This is a genomic window from Micromonospora sp. ATA51 (assembly GCF_016802855.1).
Classification (GTDB): Bacteria; Actinomycetota; Actinomycetes; order Mycobacteriales; family Micromonosporaceae; genus Micromonospora; species Micromonospora sicca.
In genome coordinates this window covers 1-2642 of the sequence record NZ_JAEVHJ010000532.1, presented here as the reverse complement: position 1 = coordinate 2642, position 2642 = coordinate 1, and the positions used below count along the sequence as shown (strand labels likewise).

The following is a 2642-nucleotide window of genomic DNA, read 5'->3' as shown; positions in this document are numbered from 1 at the left end:
CACCCCCGGCCTCCGCTCCCGCCCCCGGGGCCTGAAATCGGCGATCATGGAGTTGTCGTCCGCCGTCCCGGCGTCTCCTGGCGATAACCTCATGATCGACGGATCCGCGGGAGCATGAGTAGGCGGCGTCGGGGAGGGAAGGGCCTGAGGCATGGATGATCGGGACGCGAACGGGGAGCGGCCGGCCGGCAGCCCGGCAGCCGCCGTCGTGCACAGCCTTTCGCAGCGGCACGAGACGCTGGCCACCATCGAGTCGCTCACCGGGGGGCTGCTCTCCGCCGCGATCGTGGAGATCGCCGGGGTGAGCGGCACCTACCGGGGCGGCCTGGTGGTCTACGCCACCGAGCTGAAGTCCGAGCTGGCCGGCGTACCGGCGGAACTGCTCGCGGAGCGCGGCCCGGTCGACCCGGACGTGGCGGCCGCGCTCGCCGAGGGCGGACGCCGGCGCTGCGGGGCGGACTGGGGGCTGGCCACCACCGGGGTGGCCGGGCCGGAGCCGCAGGACGGCAAGCCGGTCGGCCTGGTGTACGTCGCCGTGGCCGGCCCGACCGGCACGGACGTGCGGCAGCTCGACCTGGACGGCAGCCGGGACCACATCCGCTCGGCCGCGGTGATCGAGGCGCTGCGGCTGCTGACCGAGCGGATCCGAGACGCCCAGCAGACCGGCGCGGCCCGCGCGGGCGACCCGGCGGGCGCGGGTCACCGGTGACGCCGGCCGCGGCACGGTTCCCGACGGAGCAACCTGCCCCGGGTGGCCGCCGCGGGCGGCTCGGCGGGATTGGAGGGGCGGGGCGGGATGTCGACCGGCCGGCCAACGGGTACGGTTGCGGGAAGGCTTCGACGGTCGACGTCGACGCCGGGGGCAGCCCGCCGGGTCCGGCGCGGTACGCCCCGGTCGGAGATGGTGGTCCCGTCAGGGGGAGGTGCGATGGTCCTGCTACGCCGCGTGATCGGTGACGCACTGCGGACGCGCCGGCAGGGGCAGCACCGCACCCTGCGCGAGGTTTCCTCCGCCGCCAACGTGAGCCTCGGCTACCTCTCCGAGATCGAGCGCGGCCAGAAGGAGCCCTCCAGCGAGCTGCTGGCCGCCATCTGCGACGCGCTCGGCGCCCGCCTCTCCGAGCTGCTCCGCGAGGTCAGCGACACCGTCGCCCTGGCCGAGCAGATGCCGGGAGTGCTGGTCCCGGTGGTCGAGGAGCGGGCCGAGCCGACGCCGGTCCCCGCGGCCGCCGTCCGCAAGGCCACCAACCGGGGGGTCCGCCAGGTCACCACCGACGGTGCGGTGGCCGTCCAGGTCCGCCAGGATTCGCCGCTCAAGGCCACGCTGCGCAGCACCCGGGTCCGCCCCGCGGACCGGGACGTGGTCTGCGCCGCCTGACCCACGCGCCGCGCGCCATGGCCGCGGTGGCCCCCGCCGCGTAGGGTTTGATCAGGGCAGCGTGACCGCCCCCTCGCCGTACGGATGCCGGGCTGGCGTCGGGCTGGGACGATGGAGGCACGCCGCGCGGCCCGCCGGTCGGCCCCGCCCGGCCCGGCCGAGGCGGAGCGACGCTACTGAGGGGACAACGCGGAGATGGCTAACCCGTTCGTCAAGGGTTGGAAGTACCTGATGGCGCTCTTCGGCGCGAAGATCGACGAGCACGCCGACCCGAAGGTGCAGATCCAGCAGGCCATCGAGGAGGCCCAGCGGCAGCACCAGGCGCTGGTCCAGCAGGCGGCCGCCGTGATCGGCAACCAGCGCCAGCTCGAGATGAAACTGTCCCGGCAGATGTCCGAGGTCGAGCAGCTCCAGGCCAACGCCCGGCATGCCCTGGTCCTCGCCGACCAGGCCCGGGCCAAGGGCGACGAGGCCGAGGCCGGCCGGTACGAGCAGTCCGCCCAGCTCCTCGCGACCCAGCTGGTCTCCGCCGAGCAGGCCACCGAGGACCTGAAGACGCTGCACGACCAGGCGCTCGGCGCGGCCGGCCAGGCCCGCAAGGCGGTGGAGAACAACTCGATGATCCTCCAGCAGAAGCTGGCCGAGCGGACCAAGCTGCTCAGCCAGCTCGAGCAGGCCAAGATGCAGGAGAGCGTGGCCCGCTCGCTGGAGTCGATGTCCTCGCTGACCGCCCCCGGCAGCACCCCGTCGCTGAACGAGGTGCGGGATCGGATCGAGCGCCGGTACGCCACCGCGATGGGCCGGGCCGAGCTGGCCGGCAACTCGGTCGAGGGCCGGATGCTCGAGATCCAGAAGGCCACCCTCGACTCGGCCGGGTCGGCCAGACTGGAGCAGATCCGGTCGAGCATGGCCGGCGAGCAGCTCACCGGCCGGCAGGAACGGCCCGCGGTGGCGCAGGGCGGCGAGAGCGCGCCGGCCACCGACCCGGCCGCCGCCGCCCGGCTCGACGAGATCCGGGCCAGCATGAGCCGGGAACGCGGCACCGGGGACAGCACCGCCGCGAGCTGACCCGGCGGCGCGAGGAGGCGGGGATGACAGACGAGCGAGCGCGACACTTCCGCCGGCTGCGCCGGTTGCGACGCTCCGCCCGGCGGTGGAGCGTACTGGCCGGCGGGCTCGGCGGCGCCGCGGCCGTGCTGACCCCGTACGCCGGGCTCGGCCTGCCGGACGCGGCCTGGGCCGGCGCCGCCGGCAGCGGGCGCAG

The 2642-nt window shown here is 75.2% G+C and carries 3 protein-coding genes; all 3 read left to right on the top strand.

All coding sequences use genetic code 11. The annotated features are described in order from the left end of the window. The first annotated feature begins 151 nt into the window (after positions 1 to 151). The 3 genes from JNW87_RS37270 (at position 152) to JNW87_RS37260 (ending at position 2446) form a co-directional block, all read left to right on the top strand. A complete protein-coding gene (locus tag JNW87_RS37270; RefSeq protein WP_109806018.1) occupies positions 152 to 709 on the top strand; it encodes a CinA family protein in 558 nt (185 codons plus the stop codon). A gap of 219 nt (positions 710 to 928) precedes the next feature. Continuing rightward, entirely contained in the window at positions 929 to 1378 is a 450-nt protein-coding gene (locus JNW87_RS37265; protein WP_109806017.1) for a helix-turn-helix domain-containing protein, read from the top strand. Positions 1379 to 1573: 195 nt separating this feature from the next. Next, positions 1574 to 2446, top strand: coding sequence for a PspA/IM30 family protein (locus JNW87_RS37260; protein WP_238455336.1), 873 nt, complete (start codon positions 1574 to 1576; stop codon positions 2444 to 2446). Positions 2447 to 2642 lie beyond the last annotated feature (196 nt).